Raw genomic sequence first — 16,279 nt, 5'->3', positions numbered from 1 at the left:
TGGCGCTGGACTAAACAAAGGCCCCCTTTTAGGGGGCTCACACAAAGCCACCTTCTTTAGAAGGTGGTAATTTACTAAGAAAATTTTGTAGATATAAAAAAACCGACACAAGGTCGGTTTTTTCTTCACTGTAAAATCAGGACTCTATTAAAGAGCTTTGATTTGTGCAGCGAAACGAGACTTATGGCGAGCTGCTTTATTCTTGTGAATAAGGCCTTTAGTTGCCATGCGGTCTAGGATAGGTGTAACTACAGCGAATGCAGCAGTTGCAGCTTCTTTGTCGCCTGCTTCGATAGCAGCAACAGTTTTCTTCATGTAAGTACGCATCATTGAGCGACGGCTAGCATTGTGCTGACGACGTTTCTCAGCTTGGATAGCGCGCTTCTTAGCAGATTTACTATTTGCCAAGGGTCTAACTCCCAAAAACTTAGTTCTGTGACAATTTAAGGGCGAGGAATATCCCTCATTTGCGCTTAAATGTCAAATGATTTGTGCAAAAACCGATCTAAGCCAAAACAAATTTTGGTAAGAGAGGTTATCGCGGTTAAGATGGCGGGGATTCTAACAGCATTTTTATACCAATGCTAATAATTATCCGCGAAAGGCACACTTATTCCTTACAACCCGCGGATAGATTTTTGACGTCTATTTACAGCACCTGTCAGAGAAACAGTATAGGGTTAGCTGTCTTATGGTGATATTCCGAGGTTACAGTGAGTAAACGACTACTCAAGTCTGGCATGATCGTCAGTGCTATGACATTTATTTCCCGCGTTCTTGGCCTAGTTCGTGATGTTGTAGTGGCAAATTTAATGGGGGCAGGAGCAAGCGCAGACGTCTTTTTCTTCGCCAATAAAATTCCTAATTTTTTACGACGTTTGTTTGCTGAAGGTGCTTTTTCCCAAGCGTTTGTACCTGTTTTAACGGAAAGCCATGCTCAAGGCGACATGGATAAAACTCGGGAGCTCATTGCTCGTGCAGCGGGCACGTTGGGGGTGATAGTCTCAATTGTTACCATCTTAGGTGTTCTAGGTTCCGGTGTGGTGACTGCACTGTTTGGTTTTGGTTGGTTCCTAGACTGGATGCATGGTGGTCCCGCGGCTGAGAAGTTCGATCTTGCTAGCGTGATGCTCAAGATTACCTTTCCTTATTTATGGTTCATCACTTTTGTTGCCCTATCGGGAGCCATTCTCAATACACTAGGTAAGTTTGCGGTTTCTTCGTTTACTCCCGTCTTCCTCAACGTAATGATCATTTTGGCAGCATGGTTTATCTCGCCGCAGATGTCACAGCCAGAGATTGGTCTTGCCATCGGTGTTTTCCTTGGTGGTTTGGTTCAGTTCTTATTTCAAATCCCTTTCCTTATTAAAGCGGGGGTTATGGTTAAGCCAAAATGGGGCTGGCGCGATCCGGGCGTGGTGAAGATCCGAACCTTAATGATTCCTGCTTTGTTCGGTGTGTCGGTAAGCCAAATCAACTTGTTGTTTGATACTTTTATTGCCAGCTTTCTGCAAACCGGTTCGATCAGTTGGTTGTACTATTCAGATCGCTTGTTGGAATTCCCGTTAGGTCTGTTTGGTATTGCTATTGCAACGGTGATTTTACCAGCATTATCACGCAAACATGTTGACGCACAAAATGAAGGATTCGCACAAACCATGGACTGGGGGGTGCGCATGGTGATCTTACTTGGCCTTCCTGCAATGCTTGGTTTGATGGTACTGGCAAAACCTATGTTGATGGTGTTATTCATGCGAGGTGAGTTTTCGCCACAAGACGTACATCAAGCATCATTGTCACTCTTTGCTTACGCTTCAGGCTTGTTGAACTTTATGCTGATTAAAGTGCTTGCTCCGGGTTATTACTCGCGTCAAGACACCAAAACGCCAGTGAAATACGGCATCATTGCGATGGTGACCAACATGGTATTTAATGCAATTTTTGCGTACTTCTATGGCTACGTTGGCTTGGCTATCGCGACAGCACTATCGGCATTTGTGAATATGGCACTGCTGTATCGTGGCCTGCACATCGCAGAGGTATACCAAATCACTAAGCGAACCGTCTTCTTTATTATACGTTTAGCTATTGCTGGCGCGGCGATGGTTGCGGCAATCTTATGGCAACTGGAAGATATGTCAGTATGGCTGGGCTGGAGCTTTGCTCACCGAAGCGCGGTGCTAGGGATGTTGATCGGTTTAGGAGCAGTGGTTTACCTAGTGGTTCTATTTTTAACTGGTGCGCGTTTAAAAGACCTAAAAGCTGGGACAGACTGAGGGTGATTAGTATATAATCCGTCAGTTTCACACAGTGTAAAGTAAAACAGAGGCAGAAAGCAGTATCCAATGGAACTGATTAGAGGCATTCACAATATCAACCCGCGACATCATGGTTGTGTGCTGACTATTGGCAATTTCGATGGTGTCCATAAAGGCCATCAACAAGTATTGCAGCAAGTGTCTGAGCAAGCGGACAGGCTATCCTTGCCTTCTGTTGTGATGACCTTTGAACCTCAGCCGATGGAGCTGTTTGCCAAAGACAAGGCACCTGCAAGGTTGACGCGATTACGCGATAAGTTCGTGCAATTGAGTAAGCTCGATATTGACCGCTTACTGTGTGTCAATTTCAATCGCCATTTTGCAAGTTTAACCGCGGAAGAGTTTATCCGTGACTTGTTGGTCGAGCGTTTGGGTGTTAAGTTTCTTGTCGTTGGTGATGATTTCTGCTTTGGCAAAGGCCGTACAGGTAACTTTGCAATGCTGCAGGAAGCAGGGGAAAAATACGGCTTTGATGTCGTAAGTACCCAGAGCTTTTGTTTACAACAATTACGTGTCAGCAGTACGGCTATCCGGCAAGCGCTGGCGCGTGACGATTTGCATTCCGCGCAACAGATGCTGGGAAGAAACTACAGCATCAGCGGTCGTGTTTCTCACGGAAGAAAGCTAGGTCGAACCATTGGGTTCCCTACTGCAAATATTCCTTTGAAACGCTGTGTTTCTCCGGTTTCCGGAGTCTATGTTGTTCAAGCGCTTGGCTTAGGAAATAAGCCAGTTGGTGGTGTTGCTAATATTGGTCAAAGACCAACCGTCAATGGTGTTCGCCAACAGTTAGAAGTGCACTTATTCGACTTTCATGCCAATTTATATGGCAAGCAACTAGAAGTGGAACTTTTGCATAAACTTCGAGATGAGCAAAAGTTTGAGTCGTTTGAAGCACTTAAACAACAAATCGAATTGGATGCTGAAGCAGCAAGGGTGTGGCTGCGTCAGCTTAAGCGTTGAGCGGTTTATTCCACCGTTCAACATAATGTCTAATTTTCGCCCAATATAACGGAATTAAGAATCGATGAGTGAGTATAAAGATACCCTGAACTTACCTGAAACAGGGTTTCCAATGCGCGGCAACCTGGCCAATCGTGAGCCAGAAATGCTTAAGCGTTGGTACAAAGAAGATCTTTACGGTGAAATCCGTAAAGCTAAGAAAGGCAAAAAGTCATTCGTATTGCACGATGGCCCTCCTTACGCAAATGGTGACATTCATATTGGTCACGCACTAAACAAGATTCTTAAAGACATTATTATTAAATCCAAAACACTTTCAGGTTTTGACGCACCTTACATCCCAGGCTGGGACTGCCACGGTCTACCAATCGAATTAATGGTAGAGAAGAAAGTAGGTAAGCCAGGCCAAAAAGTGACAGCAGCGGAATTCCGCGAGAAATGTCGTGAATACGCAGCAGGTCAGGTTGAAGGTCAGAAAGAGAGCTTCAAACGCCTTGGTATCATGGGTGAGTGGGACAAGCCATACCGCACTATGGATTTCGCAACTGAAGCGAACATTATTCGTGCTCTTGGTAAGATCGCAAGCAATGGTCACCTGCTAAAAGGTTTCAAACCTGTTCACTGGTGTACAGACTGTGGTTCTGCTCTTGCTGAAGCGGAAGTAGAATACAAAGATAAAGTATCGCCATCTATCGACGTTCGTTTTAAAGCGGCTGACGAAGCGGCACTGCTATCTAAATTTGAACTGACAGAAGGTCATGAAGGTCACGGTGACGTATCTATCGTTATCTGGACAACAACACCTTGGACACTGCCAGCAAACCGCGCAGTATGTCTACGTGATGATCTAGAATACGTGCTTATCCAAACAGAAGGCGACAACGCTGAGCGTATCATCGTTGCTGCTGAGCTGGCGAAAGACGTAATGGACCGTGCAGGTATCGAGCACTTCCACAACCTTGGCTTTGCTAAAGGTGCGGATCTTGAGCTTTCTCAATTCCAACACCCATTCTACGATTTCACTGTACCGGCGATCCTTGGTGATCACGTTACGACTGATTCAGGTACTGGTGTTGTTCACACTGCACCTGGTCATGGTCAAGAAGACTTCGCGGTTGGTAACAAGTACAACCTAGAAGTAGCAAACCCAGTTGGTTCAAACGGCGTTTACCTACCAGATACAGAGCTATTTGCTGGTCAGCACGTATTTAAAGCGAACGATGCGGTAGTAGAAGTACTGAAAGAAAAAGGTGCACTACTACACCACCACGCTTACGAGCACAGCTACCCACACTGTTGGCGTCATAAGACTCCAATCATCTTCCGTGCTACGCCTCAATGGTTCGTTTCTATGGACCAAGCTGGCCTACGTGCTAAAGCACTAGAGTCAATCAAGAACGTAGAGTGGATGCCTGAGTGGGGTCAAAGCCGTATCGAAGGTATGATCGAAGGTCGCCCTGAGTGGTGTATCTCTCGTCAACGTACTTGGGGTGTGCCAATTGCTCTGTTTGTTCATAAAGAAACAGCAGAACTTCATCCAAACACGCTAGAGCTGATCGAGAAAGTCGCTAAGCTGGTTGAAGAAAAAGGCATCCAAGCATGGTGGGATGTAGATGCAGCTGAACTACTAGGTGCTGACGCTGACCAATACGAAAAAGTGCTAGATACGCTAGACGTATGGTTCGATTCAGGTGTGACTCACTTCTCTGTTGTTGATGCTCGTGAAGAGTACAACGGCAACAGTGCAGATCTATATCTAGAAGGTTCTGACCAACACCGCGGTTGGTTCCAGTCTTCTCTAATTTCATCTATCGCGATGAAAGACGAAGCACCTTACAAACAAGTACTGACACACGGTTTCGTGGTTGATGGTCACGGTCGTAAGATGTCTAAATCTATCGGTAACGTGGTTGCGCCAAAAGACGTAACTAACAAGCTAGGTGCTGACATTCTTCGTCTATGGGTTGCTTCAACAGACTACACTGGTGAAGTTGCGGTTTCTGATGAAATCCTAAAACGTAGTGCAGATGCGTACCGTCGTATCCGTAACACAGCGCGTTTCTTCCTTGCTAACCTAAGCGGCTTCAACCCTGAAACAGACATCGTTCCTGTGGAAGAGATGGTTGCGCTAGACCGCTGGGCGGTTGGTCGTGCACTAGCAGCACAAGAAGAGATTGTTAAAGCATACGAAGAGTACAACACACATGGTGTAACTCAGCGTCTAATGCAATTCTGTTCAATCGAAATGGGCTCTTTCTACCTAGACGTAATTAAAGACCGTCAGTACACAGCAAAACGTGGCGGCAACGCTCAACGTAGCTGTCAGACAGCACTTTACTACATCGTAGAAGCGCTAGTTCGTTGGATGGCGCCAATCATGTCGTTCACTGCAGATGAAATCTGGAACGAAATGCCAGGTCAACGCGACAAGTTCGTATTCACTGGTGAGTGGTTCGACGGCCTATTCGGTCTTGCTGAAGGTGAAGAGCTGAACAACGAATTCTGGACTGAGATCCAAGCGGTTCGTGGTGCAGTAAACAAACTTCTAGAAGATGCGCGTAAAGAGAAAACCATCGGTGGTGCACTACAAGCTGAAGTGACTCTATTTGCTGATGACGCACTAGCGGCGAAGATCAACAAGCTTGAAGATGAACTGCGCTTTGTTCTACTAACATCTGCTGCGAAAGTTAAGCCTCTAGGTGAGAAGACGGATGCAGCACAAGCGACAGATATCGAAGGCTTGTTTGTTGAAGTAGCAGCAGCTGAAGGCGAGAAGTGTGACCGTTGTTGGCACCACACGCCAGACGTAGGCACAATTGAAGGTCACGAGAAAATCTGTGGTCGTTGTGTGTCTAACGTAGACGGCGAAGGTGAAGTACGTAAATTCGCGTAATTGCCTAGAACGACTGAACTTTTTTTAAAATTAACAGCCCCAGTATTTACTGGGGCTGTTTGTAGGTAAAGTAATGAGTGAAAAAGCACTGACGTTAAAGCAATCTGGAGTTCGCTGGCTGTGGTTAGCAATTCTGGTATTTATTGCAGATATTGGCATCAAATTGGTGGTGATGGACAACATGGGCTACGGATGGGCAAACCGAATTGAGGTGTTGCCATTCTTCAACCTACTTTACGTTCATAACTACGGTGCCGCTTTCAGCTTCTTGAGCGATCAAGCTGGTTGGCAGCGCTGGTTATTTACAGGTATCGCGTTTGTTGTTACGGGTCTTTTGACCTACTGGATGAGTAAGCTTCCAGCAAAAGAAAAATGGAACAACATTGCTTATGCACTGATTATTGGTGGTGCAGTGGGCAACGTGTTTGACCGCGTCGTTCATGGCTTTGTTGTTGATTACCTAGACTTCTTCTGGGGTAACTACCACTGGCCAGCATTCAACCTTGCTGACATGGCGATCTGTATTGGTGCGGCAATGATTATTCTGGATGGCTTCCGTAAAAAAGACGCTGACAAGTAATCTTTTGCGGTATATCGAATAACCCTAAGCGTCGTCCGTTGATTCGAGCGACGCTTTTTATTATGTTGGAGCGCCAATCAGCATATCAATGTATAAAAAGACCAAGCTGACAGCGTAATAACCCAAGAACAAGGAAGCATTAACGTGACAACAATAACCAATGAATCGGTAGTAACCCTTCACTTTACGATTAAAATGAAAGACGGATCGGTTGCAGATAGTACTCATAACATGGGTAAACCAGCGAAGTTTGTTATGGGTGATGGCAGCTTGAGTGAAAACTTTGAGCAATGCTTGATCGGCCTCGAAACAGGCGCACAAAAAGCGATTGAGCTAAAGGCAGAAGACGCGTTTGGTATGCCAAACCCTGATCATATTCACTATATGGATCGCACTAAATTTGTAGGTGATGCAGAAGTGGAAGTTGGTACAATCATGGCCTTCAGTGGCCCTGATGGCATGGAAATCCCAGGCATCATTACTGAGATTGCTGGCGACTCAGTAACTGTGGACTTCAACCATCCACTCGCGGGACAAGACGTGACTTTCGAAGTTGAAATTTTGTCAGTAGAATAGCGAACCAAATAAAAGATAACTTCCATGAGCAATGAAATGAAAATCCTGTTAGCTAACCCACGTGGTTTCTGTGCTGGTGTTGACCGCGCGATTAGCATCGTAGAGCGTGCGCTAGAGATGTATCAGCCACCGATTTATGTGCGTCATGAAGTGGTGCATAACCGTTTTGTGGTTGAAGGTCTAAAACAGCGTGGTGCTATCTTCGTTGAAGAACTGCACGAAGTGCCAGACAACAACATTGTGATTTTCTCCGCTCATGGTGTATCGCAGGCAGTTCGTCAGGAAGCCAAGCAGCGTGATTTGACCGTATTTGACGCAACGTGCCCTTTAGTAACCAAAGTGCATATGGAAGTGGCGCGTGCGAGCCGTCGTAATATGGAAGTGGTTCTGATTGGTCACGCAGGTCACCCTGAAGTCGAAGGTACGATGGGGCAATACGCCAGTGAAACCGGTGGTATGTACTTGGTTGAAACTCCAGCCGATGTTGAGAAACTGAAGGCGATTGTGAAAGATCCATCCGATCTTCATTACGTAAGCCAAACGACGCTTTCTGTCGATGAAACTGCCGATGTTATCGAAGAGCTACGCCGCGTGTTCCCAGATATCCAAGGTCCACGTAAAGACGATATCTGTTATGCGACACAAAACCGCCAAGATGCCGTACGTGAATTAGCTGGTGACGTAGATGTGATGGTTGTGGTGGGTTCTAAAAACTCATCAAACTCTACACGTCTTAAAGAGCTAGCTGAAAAGCTAGGGACACCTGGCTACTTAACCGACTGTCCGGAAGATATCAAACCTGAGTGGTTCGAAGGCAAAACAAAGGTCGGCGTGACTGCGGGAGCATCTGCTCCGGAAGAGCTCGTTAATCAGATTCTAGAGCGAATCAAAGAACTCGTTGGTGCCGAAGCGGTTGATGAAGTACTTGGCCGTGAAGAGAATATGTTCTTTGAAGTACCTAAAGAACTTCAAATCAAGCAAGTGGATTAGTCTCCATTTATCGAATATTCAAAAGGCGACCTGTGGGTCGCCTTTTTTACATCTCTCTTAACTCATTTAGGTAATCACGAATTTGGTCTTTTCCTAAACCATCGATAATCATATCAGACATCTTCGTGATTCTTCGCTCAAGCGATTGAGCAACCTTTTCGCAATGTGCGTACATGTCTTCATCAGAACCATCGGTCGGAAAAGCATCAACTTGCCAGTTTACTCGAACACCACCTGCAAGCCACTGAGGAGCGGTTTCTTGATGTAAAGAATCACGGAGAATAATAACGATGTCGGGAAGAAATTGAGTTCGCTCCTCCCATGAATGCGTGTGGATATGCGGAATGGGGAGTTGGTGGTCATCTAAATATTTTTGCACCACTGGGTGCACCTTGCCTGTGGGATGTGAGCCTCCACTGGTGACACTAAAATCTGCTGGCAGGATATTGGTTGCGATTGACTCCGCGAGGACGCTTCGTCCAGCGTTGTGCTTACATATGAATAAAACTTTATACATCATCGCCTCGTCTTTTCAGAGCGTCCTATTTATACGCTAGCGGAAACTCAGCGATGATGTGTGAAGTTTTTGTGTTAGTGGCTAATGCCGAGCATCTCTTTGAGCACCTTTAAGTAGCGGCGGCTTACTGGTATCTCAAAGCCTGTTTTGGTGATGATTTCCGCTAACCCATTTTCCAGTAACTTGATTTCGCTAATCGCTTTAATACTGACTAAGTATTGACGATGGCAGCGGACTAGAGGGGTTTTCTCTTCCAACGTTTTTAATGTCAGTTGGGTGCTCGCGGTTTGGCTGGTGGAGCGTACATGTACGCCGCTGATATCACTGTAAGCACATTCCACCGTGTCGGTGGCCATGATAACGATGCGGTTGTGTCCGATGCACGGTATCTGCTCCAACGTGTCAGGTGTAATAGCAGACAGTTGTTGCGTTAGGGCGGATTGGCTAATGACTTTGTTTAGTCGTTTGACCGTTTTAGTTAACCGGCATGGGTCGACAGGTTTGAGCAAGTAATCAAAGGCATTGTCTTCAAATGCTTGAATCGCATACTGATCATAAGCCGTGACAAAAACCACATAAGGCATGGTTTCTGGATCAAGCATCCCAAGTAATTCAATCCCCGTGACTTGAGGCATTTGGATATCGAGAAACACCACATCAGGCTTGAGTTCATTGATTTTTTTTAGGCCAAGGATTGCGTTTGAGGCATCGCCCACGACCTCAACTTGGCCTGTTTCATCCAGTAACTCTGCTAGCTCTTCACGAGCAAACTGTTCATCATCAATGACGAGTGCGGTTAACATCCAACATTACCTTTATTGCTTCAGCGTGCTTTTATGATTTTGGGGGAATGATAAAGCTCATTTTAGTAAATTGATGTGGCTCGCACGTAATTTTTAGCGCTGCATCACGTCCAAATTGATTAGTGAGACGTTTGTCGACAATTTCTAAACCTAGCCCTGAGTGGTTTTCTTTTGGCGGTTCAAAACTGCCTGCGTTGTCTTCGACGGTAATCAAGTGACCTTGTGGGTGTGCTTCGCTGTAGATATGAACTTTACCACCTTCAAGCATGTTTGAAATGCCATGCTTAATGGCATTCTCAACCAAAGGCTGGAGTGTAAAGCTTGGTAATTTGATGTCCAGCAATTCAGGTTGAATATCGATTTCAACCTCTAAGCGGTCCGTAAAACGCGCTTTTTCGATGCTCAAGTACGAGTTCACATGTGCAAGCTCTTCCTTTAGCGTCACGGTATTAATGTTCTGCTTTAAATTGCTGCGGAAGAAGTGCGATAGATTTTGGATTAGCTCGCGCGCTTTGTCAGGGTCACGACGAGTAATCGCACTAATAGTATTGAGAGCATTAAACAAAAAGTGTGGATTCACCTGAGCGTGAAGCAATTTGATTTCTGCTTGGGCGAGTAAGGCTTGTTGTTGTTGGTAATCGCCATAAAGGATTTGGCTAGATAGAAGCTGGGCTATTCCTTCCGCCATCGACATGTTGGCCGTCGAGAACAATTTACGCTTCGGTTCATACAGCTTTATGGTACCAATGACCTCTTTCCCTGCACGCAGTGGGATGATCAGCGCAGATCCGAGCTTGCAATCTTTTGCAATGGAGCATTGGTATGGACGCTCCGCACCATCAAGATAAATGATGTCGTTTTTCTCCATGGAGTCTAATGTGCTTTGCGATGAAATCGGCGTGTTTGGTTTATGGTGATCATCGCCAATGCCCACAAACGCCAAGATCTTTTCTTGGTCAGTAATCGCGACAGCGCCCACTTTGGTTTCTTCGTAAATAATACGTGCGATTTTCTCTGCGTTTTCGGTGTTGAAGCCGTTGCTTAGAATTCCCACTGAGCGATCAGCAATGGTGAGCGCTCGACGCGAAAACGTCGCAGAAAACTTTTCAAAGATTGCTTTTCTGTCTTGCAGGATACTCATGAACAACGCCGCACCAAATGAGTTCGCGATGATCATAGGCGCTGCAATAGCGGACACCAGTTCATAGGCTTGATCAAAAGGTTTCGCGACGGCGAGCAGCAAAATCATTTGCACCACTTCTGCAACAAACGTGACGCTGAATACAACGCTTGGATTAAACAGCAATGCACCTTTATTTCGCTTGATAAGGTAAACGTGGAGCAAGCCACCAATTACGCCCTCGGCGGTGGTTGAAATTGCACAGGCTAGGTCGGTAAAGCCACCAAGAGAGTATCGATGGATGCCACCAGTAAATCCGACGGCGAAACCTACAACAGGTCCACCAAACAGCCCGCCCATAACTGCGCCGATCGCACGAGTATTGGCAATAGCATCGTTGATGTGCAGACCGAAATAGGTGCCGAGAATACAAAAGCCAGAGAAGAGTACGTAACAAATTAGGCGGTGGCTTAAGCGCGAAGAAATACTCAGCAAAGGTAAGATGATTGGCGTTTTACTTAGCATGTAAGCCAAAACTAAGTACACACACATCTGTTGTAAAAGGGAGATGACCAGTTCCATAGTGAACCTAACCTAGAATCAATGTTGTTATTGTATACCTAAGTAACCTCAAGATGCTTGGCTCAGATAGATAAGAACAGCTAAGTAAATGATGCTGCGCTGTGCTTTCTGAGTCTTAAAGTGACTTGGGTATAAAACAAAAAGAGCCTGCAATTGGCAGGCTCCTATCTTAGTCACTCAGATGTGACGAGTATTACGCTGTTTCTGATACGGCTTGTGGTTTCTCTTCGTCAGCCAGTTCAGTTTCACCTTTACCCTTAGAGGTTTTGATAACGTAACCTGTCACTGCTAGGGCAAACACAATACCTACGATAGTTGATAGTTGCATTGGCAGACCAAAACCTAGCGAGCTGTTGTTTAAGATGAACGTGACACATACCGTGGTCATGAAGATAGCTGGGATAGTGGTAATCCAGTGCAGCTTGTTGTGACGCAGTAGGTAAGCGGACGCAGTCCAAAGCATCATTACCGCTGTTGTTTGGTTTGCAAAACCGAAGTAGCGCCAGATAATGCCGAAGTCTACTTGAGTTAAGATACCGCCGATAACGAACAGTGGAAGTGCCATCAGTAGACGGTTACGTAGCGTTTTTTGTTCCATGTTGAAGTATTCAGCAAGGATCAAGCGGCTTGAACGGAACGCTGTATCGCCAGACGTAATTGGTAGGATAACCACACCCAGGAACGCAAGGATACCACCGAACACACCTAGCAGACCAAATGATGCGCTGTATACCACGTTACCAGGACCACCGTTTTTCACAGCTTCGGATAGAGCGTCTAGAGAGCCGAAGAAAGACAGAGCGATAGCACACCAAATTAGCGCGATAACACCTTCACCAATCATTGCACCGTAGAATACGAAGCGACCGTTTTTCTCATTTTCCATGCAACGCGCCATCAGTGGAGACTGAGTTGCGTGGAAGCCAGAGATAGCACCACATGCGATAGTAATAAATAGTGCAGGCCATAGAGGCATATCGTTCGGGTTCAAGTTAGTTAGCATGTCGCTTACTTGGAAATCGCCCATCACAGTGTGTTCGCTAGAGAAAGCAATAGCAGTCATTAGACCTACAGACATGAAGATCAGTAGCGCACCAAACAATGGGTAGAAGCGACCGATGATTTTGTCTACGGGAACAATTGTCGCGATGATGTAGTAAGCGAAAATCAACACAACCATGGTTGTCATGCTTACGCTAAAGCTCGTTTGGTCGTTGATTAGGTTTGTGATCATGCCTGCTGGCGCTGATACGAATACCACACCAACAAGAAGCAATAGGACAATGGCAAAGATGTTCATAAAGTGTTTTGCGCCATTACCTAGGTAGCGACCCGTAATTGTTGGTACTGATGCACCGCCGTTACGAACAGAAAGCATGCCTGAGAAGTAATCGTGTACCGCACCTGCGAAGATACAGCCAACAACAATCCAAAGCATTGCAGCAGGACCGTATAGGGCACCCATGATTGGGCCAAAGATAGGACCAACACCTGCGATGTTCAGAAGCTGAACAAGGTAAACACGCTTAGTTGACATTGGAACGTAGTCAACGCCGTCCGTCTTAGTATGAGCTGGCGTTTGACGATTCTCATTGATGCCGAAAATCTTCTCAACGAAAGCACCGTAGATGAAGTATCCGCCGATGAGGGCTGCGACACAGGTTAGAAACCACATCATAGCAATTGTCCTTGGTTTGTTAGGTAGGGTAATTTTTTAAGCTCAGGATGTATGGTATTCATCTCTTTTGTTAAGTGCATTCGCTCTATGGATGAGTGGTCGAATAGAGAAGCGAGTGGTCGATATAACGGTTAAGTGGTTTTATCGTTTGCTTAGTGGTCGAGCTTAGGGCTGAGCGGTTCTATTAACCATTAAGCGGTGGCTATTAAGGGGGAGTGGCTACACTCGAGAGTTAAGTGGTGAAATCAACAGATAAGCGGCAAAGCACAGGCTTTAGTGGTAAGCTTGTTTTGAAAACAATTAGTTAAGGAAGAATGATGAAAAAGGCAACGTTAGGCTTGGCGCTGGCTTTACTAGCAGGGTGTGCGGCAACAACGGAAGAACTGGCGCAGTCCGGAGATTGGTACCAGATCGGTTATCAAGATGGTGTCGCTGGGCATACCTCTCGTACCATGAAAGAACTTCGCTCGTTAGGAAATGTAAAGCAAGGCGATTATGACCAAGGTTACCTTGAAGGGGTAACTGAATATTGTAATCCTGATTTTGCTTACCAAATGGGCTTGTCTGGTCAGTATTACGAAGGGGTTTGTGAAGGTACTGAGCAAGCGCAAAAATTCCGCATGGAATGGCAACGTGGTTGGAATGAATACTCAAATTAATAGTCAATAAAGCCGTTGTTACACTGTCTGCATCACATAAATGTGGCAAAATTCTCCTTATTAAACCATGTTCATATTGCTTGATAGTGAGCACAGAAAAAAAGGAATCACATTATGTCAACGCAAATGGCTGGTGGCTGGAGTCCATTTCATGAACTCACAGCAGAGAATAAAGAAGTATTTGCTAAAGGTATCGAGGGGTTTGTCGGTGTCAAATACTCCCCTTTGGTTGTGGCTACTCAAGTCGTAGCCGGACAAAACTATGCGTTTTTCTGTAATGCAGAAGTTGTCTACCCTGGAGCACAACCATACCCAGCAATGGTTCATATGTTCAGTGACCTTGAAGGTAAAGTCGGTATTACTCACATTGAACGATTGAACTACTAAATTAAGCCATAAAAGGCGCCTGACTTTTAAATAAGTGAGGCGCTTTATTGATTAAGATTGATAAGTTTGCGCGATCACGACTTTTCTTAAATATCCTTGCTTGGCGTTCAGTTGCTCAGTCGCGCTTTCTCTATCCAGCCCGGTTAAAATCATCAAAATCGCTAACTTGGCGTCGTAGTCTGTTTCTTTGAGCGCCGTTTTAGCCTCTTGGTTAGTACAATCTGTTGCTTGCATAACAATACGAGCCGCTCTTGCAACTAGCTTTGCATTCGTCGCTTTCACATCTACCATTAAGTTCTGATAACTTTTGCCCAGGCGAATCATGCTTGCGGTAGTGAGCATGTTCAGTACGAGTTTTTGTGCCGTCCCTGATTTTAAGCGAGTGGATCCCGTTAACGCTTCAGGTCCAACAACGGGGCTAATCGCAATATCAGCAATATCTGCAATCGGAGAGTCAGGGTTACAAGATAGTGCTACAGTGGTGGCACCAAGCTCGTTCGCATACTCTAAGCCACCAATCACGTAAGGTGTTCGTCCACTTGCCGCAATACCAACGACGACATCGCGTTGTGTTAGCGTATTCTCTTTAAGATCTTGCTCGCCTAATGTAGGGTCGTCCTCCGCCCCTTCTTTTGCACGGAACATTGCCTCTTTTCCACCGGCAATAATACCAACGACCATCTCTGGATCTGTGCCAAAAGTTGGTGGGCATTCTGAAGCGTCCAAAACGCCAAGTCGACCACTGGTACCCGCACCGATGTAAAACAACCGACCTCCGACCTTCAATGCTTCCGTGATCTTATCAACGGCTTCAGCGATCTCAGGCAATACTTTTTCAACGGCAAGAGGAACGAGTTTGTCCTGTTGGTTGATGCGTTGAACAATATCGAGAGAAGGCAGCAAGTCGATGTCCATGGTGTCTGGGTTTCGCCCTTCAGATACCAGATGGGATAAAGCTGCGATAAGTGCATCGTTTGTCATAATGAATTAAGCCTTTTTGTTTAGGATCTATTGCCCTTAATTTTTTGAATAGAGTACACCCAGTGAAGCGAGACGACTTGCCCCCGTAACTTCCGGTAAGTTGCTAGGGAGGCCGTGAATATGGCGCTGCGCAAGCCAAGCAAACGCCATTGCTTCCATGTAATCGCCATCAACGCCTTTTTCTGCCGTTGTCGCAACGCTCCATTGTGGCAATAACTTGGCTAGTCGCTGCAACAAAAGTGGGTTTCTTGCTCCACCGCCACAGACCAATAGTTGAGGTGTGATGCCATGAGAAAACTTGTCGACTTCGTTGGCAATGGTAATTGCAGAATACTCGCAAAGTGTACGTTGTACGTCTTCGATTGGTAAATTGTGATGGGCCAGTTGTTGATGCAGCCAGTCAATATTGAACAGTTCTCGCCCGGTACTTTTAGGGGCAGGCATGGCGAGGTAAGCTTCTTTGAGTAATTGAGTCAACAAAGTAGCGTTTACCGTTCCTTTAAGTGCAAATTGTGCATCTTCGTCGAAGCTTTGCCCAGTATGCAGCGCACACCATGCGTCCATCAACATATTGCCCGGGCCTGTGTCATAGCCAATGACTGGTTGTTCTGGATGCAGTACCGAGATATTGGCAATGCCTCCAATGTTAAGTACCACAGTTGTGGAATCCTGCATCGCAAAAATGCTTTTATGGAAAGCAGGGACGAGTGGGGCACCTTGTCCACCCAGCGCCATGTCTTTACGACGAAAATCCGCTACCGTATCAATGCCTGTCTTGACCGCGATAATGTTGGCATCGCCTAATTGAGTGGTAAACGGCAAGTTTCCGGTAGGCTGATGGAACACTGTTTGACCGTGATTACCAATCGCACGAATTTGCTCTGCGACGTAACCAGACTTATTGAGCAGCTGTAACACGGCATCTGCAAATAGGTGGCCGAGCTGGTGGTCAAGTTCACCTATGGCTTTTAAATTTGTTGCTTGACCGATACAAACAGATAACAGCATGTCTTTTAGTGCTGCGGGCATTGGGTAGTCGTCGTGCGCAATCAGACGAACGTGCTCATCGCTTATTTCAACTAGAGCGGTATCAACACCATCCATACTCGTTCCAGACATCACACCAATGTACAGTTCGTTAAATTTCATAGCCGATCTCGTCAATTCTTCATTCACTTATTGTAAAGCAAATCTGAAGCGAATAACCTCATCGAATACGAGATATTCAGCCG

The 16,279-nt window shown here is 45.8% G+C and carries 15 protein-coding genes; 8 read left to right on the top strand and 7 right to left on the bottom strand.

Features of this window, described 5'->3' with window-relative positions; genetic code table 11:
• Positions 1-147: 147 nt before the first annotated feature.
• Positions 148-408 (bottom strand): 30S ribosomal protein S20, encoded by a 261-nt coding sequence (gene rpsT, locus R7P74_RS22385; protein WP_005381938.1) that lies wholly within the window; start codon positions 406-408, stop codon positions 148-150.
• A 305-nt stretch (positions 409-713) separates the two neighbouring features.
• Between rpsT and murJ the strand changes: the two genes are divergently transcribed.
• The 6 genes from murJ (at position 714) to ispH (ending at position 8,320) form a co-directional block, all read left to right on the top strand.
• Positions 714-2,276, top strand: a complete 1,563-nt coding sequence (gene murJ, locus R7P74_RS22380) for a murein biosynthesis integral membrane protein MurJ (protein WP_206971425.1) — start codon at positions 714-716, stop codon at positions 2,274-2,276.
• 69 nt (positions 2,277-2,345) lie between these two features.
• Entirely contained in the window at positions 2,346-3,281 is a 936-nt protein-coding gene (gene ribF, locus R7P74_RS22375) for a bifunctional riboflavin kinase/FAD synthetase (RefSeq protein WP_005381933.1), read from the top strand.
• A gap of 64 nt (positions 3,282-3,345) precedes the next feature.
• Positions 3,346-6,174 carry an isoleucine--tRNA ligase gene (gene ileS / locus R7P74_RS22370; protein ID WP_138938945.1) on the top strand — a complete coding sequence of 943 codons (2,829 nt, stop codon included), beginning with the start codon at positions 3,346-3,348 and terminating at the stop codon, positions 6,172-6,174.
• A gap of 73 nt (positions 6,175-6,247) precedes the next feature.
• Positions 6,248-6,754, top strand: coding sequence for a signal peptidase II (lspA, locus tag R7P74_RS22365; RefSeq protein ID WP_005385948.1), 507 nt, complete (start codon positions 6,248-6,250; stop codon positions 6,752-6,754).
• A 144-nt stretch (positions 6,755-6,898) separates the two neighbouring features.
• Positions 6,899-7,330 carry an FKBP-type peptidyl-prolyl cis-trans isomerase gene (gene fkpB, locus R7P74_RS22360; protein ID WP_005381922.1) on the top strand — a complete coding sequence of 144 codons (432 nt, stop codon included), beginning with the start codon at positions 6,899-6,901 and terminating at the stop codon, positions 7,328-7,330.
• Between the two features lie 24 nt (positions 7,331-7,354).
• The gene (ispH, locus tag R7P74_RS22355) at positions 7,355-8,320 is read left to right on the top strand and encodes a 4-hydroxy-3-methylbut-2-enyl diphosphate reductase (RefSeq protein WP_005381920.1); all 966 of its coding nucleotides are present in this window, start codon (positions 7,355-7,357) and stop codon (positions 8,318-8,320) included.
• A 46-nt stretch (positions 8,321-8,366) separates the two neighbouring features.
• Here the strand turns inward: ispH and R7P74_RS22350 are convergent, their stop codons facing one another.
• From R7P74_RS22350 to R7P74_RS22335, 4 genes are all read right to left on the bottom strand, one after another.
• Positions 8,367-8,840, bottom strand: coding sequence for an arsenate-mycothiol transferase ArsC (locus tag R7P74_RS22350; protein WP_167415021.1), 474 nt, complete (start codon positions 8,838-8,840; stop codon positions 8,367-8,369).
• Positions 8,841-8,911: 71 nt separating this feature from the next.
• Complete coding sequence (btsR, locus tag R7P74_RS22345) at positions 8,912-9,640, bottom strand: two-component system response regulator BtsR (protein WP_203345676.1); 729 nt, start codon at positions 9,638-9,640, stop codon at positions 8,912-8,914.
• Positions 9,641-9,671: 31 nt separating this feature from the next.
• Positions 9,672-11,342: a sensor histidine kinase gene (locus R7P74_RS22340; protein WP_005381915.1), complete on the bottom strand. Its 1,671-nt coding sequence runs from the start codon at positions 11,340-11,342 to the stop codon at positions 9,672-9,674.
• Between the two features lie 193 nt (positions 11,343-11,535).
• On the bottom strand, positions 11,536-13,020 hold the full coding sequence (locus tag R7P74_RS22335) for a carbon starvation CstA family protein (RefSeq protein ID WP_318123194.1): 1,485 nt from the start codon (positions 13,018-13,020) through the stop codon (positions 11,536-11,538).
• A 317-nt stretch (positions 13,021-13,337) separates the two neighbouring features.
• On the opposite strand from R7P74_RS22335, the gene R7P74_RS22330 reads away from it, so the two are divergent.
• Complete coding sequence (locus R7P74_RS22330; RefSeq protein ID WP_318123192.1) at positions 13,338-13,679, top strand: DUF2799 domain-containing protein; 342 nt, start codon at positions 13,338-13,340, stop codon at positions 13,677-13,679.
• 114 nt (positions 13,680-13,793) lie between these two features.
• Positions 13,794-14,066, top strand: coding sequence for a hypothetical protein (locus tag R7P74_RS22325; protein WP_005381911.1), 273 nt, complete (start codon positions 13,794-13,796; stop codon positions 14,064-14,066).
• 51 nt (positions 14,067-14,117) lie between these two features.
• On the opposite strand, the gene murQ is transcribed toward R7P74_RS22325, so the two are convergent.
• Positions 14,118-15,047, bottom strand: a complete 930-nt coding sequence (murQ, locus tag R7P74_RS22320; RefSeq protein WP_225474217.1) for an N-acetylmuramic acid 6-phosphate etherase — start codon at positions 15,045-15,047, stop codon at positions 14,118-14,120.
• Between the two features lie 36 nt (positions 15,048-15,083).
• Positions 15,084-16,196: an anhydro-N-acetylmuramic acid kinase gene (locus R7P74_RS22315; RefSeq protein ID WP_225474216.1), complete on the bottom strand. Its 1,113-nt coding sequence runs from the start codon at positions 16,194-16,196 to the stop codon at positions 15,084-15,086.
• Between the last annotated feature and the right edge of the window lie 83 nt (positions 16,197-16,279).

It is taken from the genome of Vibrio sp. 2033, assembly GCF_033339735.1.
This window is presented reverse-complemented; position numbering and strand designations above follow the sequence as displayed.

What these genes read in the sequence shown, in the direction of transcription:
- R7P74_RS22330 (WP_318123192.1), top strand. Translation starts at nt 13,338, where the DNA reads ATGAAAAAGGCAACGTTAGGCTTGGCGCTGGCTTTACTAGCAGGGTGT.
- R7P74_RS22350 (WP_167415021.1), bottom strand. Translation starts at nt 8,840, where the DNA reads ATGATGTATAAAGTTTTATTCATATGTAAGCACAACGCTGGACGAAGC.
- R7P74_RS22325 (WP_005381911.1), top strand. Translation starts at nt 13,794, where the DNA reads ATGTCAACGCAAATGGCTGGTGGCTGGAGTCCATTTCATGAACTCACA.
- btsR (WP_203345676.1), bottom strand. Translation starts at nt 9,640, where the DNA reads ATGTTAACCGCACTCGTCATTGATGATGAACAGTTTGCTCGTGAAGAG.
- murQ (WP_225474217.1), bottom strand. Translation starts at nt 15,047, where the DNA reads ATGACAAACGATGCACTTATCGCAGCTTTATCCCATCTGGTATCTGAA.
- R7P74_RS22340 (WP_005381915.1), bottom strand. Translation starts at nt 11,342, where the DNA reads ATGGAACTGGTCATCTCCCTTTTACAACAGATGTGTGTGTACTTAGTT.
- R7P74_RS22315 (WP_225474216.1), bottom strand. Translation starts at nt 16,196, where the DNA reads ATGAAATTTAACGAACTGTACATTGGTGTGATGTCTGGAACGAGTATG.
- ispH (WP_005381920.1), top strand. Translation starts at nt 7,355, where the DNA reads ATGAGCAATGAAATGAAAATCCTGTTAGCTAACCCACGTGGTTTCTGT.
- R7P74_RS22335 (WP_318123194.1), bottom strand. Translation starts at nt 13,020, where the DNA reads ATGATGTGGTTTCTAACCTGTGTCGCAGCCCTCATCGGCGGATACTTC.
- ileS (WP_138938945.1), top strand. Translation starts at nt 3,346, where the DNA reads ATGAGTGAGTATAAAGATACCCTGAACTTACCTGAAACAGGGTTTCCA.
- lspA (WP_005385948.1), top strand. Translation starts at nt 6,248, where the DNA reads ATGAGTGAAAAAGCACTGACGTTAAAGCAATCTGGAGTTCGCTGGCTG.
- ribF (WP_005381933.1), top strand. Translation starts at nt 2,346, where the DNA reads ATGGAACTGATTAGAGGCATTCACAATATCAACCCGCGACATCATGGT.